The organism is Candidatus Symbiothrix dinenymphae (genome assembly GCF_001431085.1).
In genome coordinates, this window is sequence record NZ_BBRU01000240.1 from 1 (window position 1) to 603 (window position 603).

The following is a 603-nucleotide window of genomic DNA, read 5'->3' on the forward strand; positions in this document are numbered from 1 at the left end:
CGCTCGGCGGCACGGAAAAAGACAATTATGAGTTGATGGCTCAGCCGGCTGATGTCGTAGCCACCGCCGCGATTACACCCAAGCCGGTTACGCTCACAGGTTTTTCCGTCGATAGCAGAACTTACGATGGCACTACGAACGCTACCTTTAGCGGTACGGGCAATATCGTTGGCATCGTTGAGGATGTCGGCGATGTGGTAACTGTGGAAAAAGGCACAGCGGCTTTTGCCGATAAAAATGCAGGACCGGACAAACCGGTCATATTTGACGGCTTCGCGCTCGCCGGTGCACACAAAGATAATTACGAACTGGCAGCACAGCCTGTCGCTACGGCAACAATCACCCCTTTGCCTGTCGTGGTCACGCCGGGCGATAATCTGAGTAAAACTTACAACACCGACGACCCCCCGGAGCTGACTTACACTTGGAGTCCGGAACTGCTCGATGGGGATATTTTTAGCGGCGTGCTCTCCCGCACCTCCAACGAAAAACCGGGGACGTATCCCATCACTCAAGGCTCACTGACTGCCGGCGGCAACTACGCTATCAGCATTGCAAATAAAGTCTTCACCATCATCCCGAAGAGCATTACCGCTTCAACGG

At 54.1% G+C, this 603-nt stretch carries 1 protein-coding gene; it reads left to right on the forward strand.

Annotated elements, in window-relative coordinates:
- A partial coding sequence (locus ASC50_RS03300) for a YDG domain-containing protein (RefSeq protein WP_226995369.1) occupies window positions 1-603 on the forward strand: 603 nt, incomplete at both ends.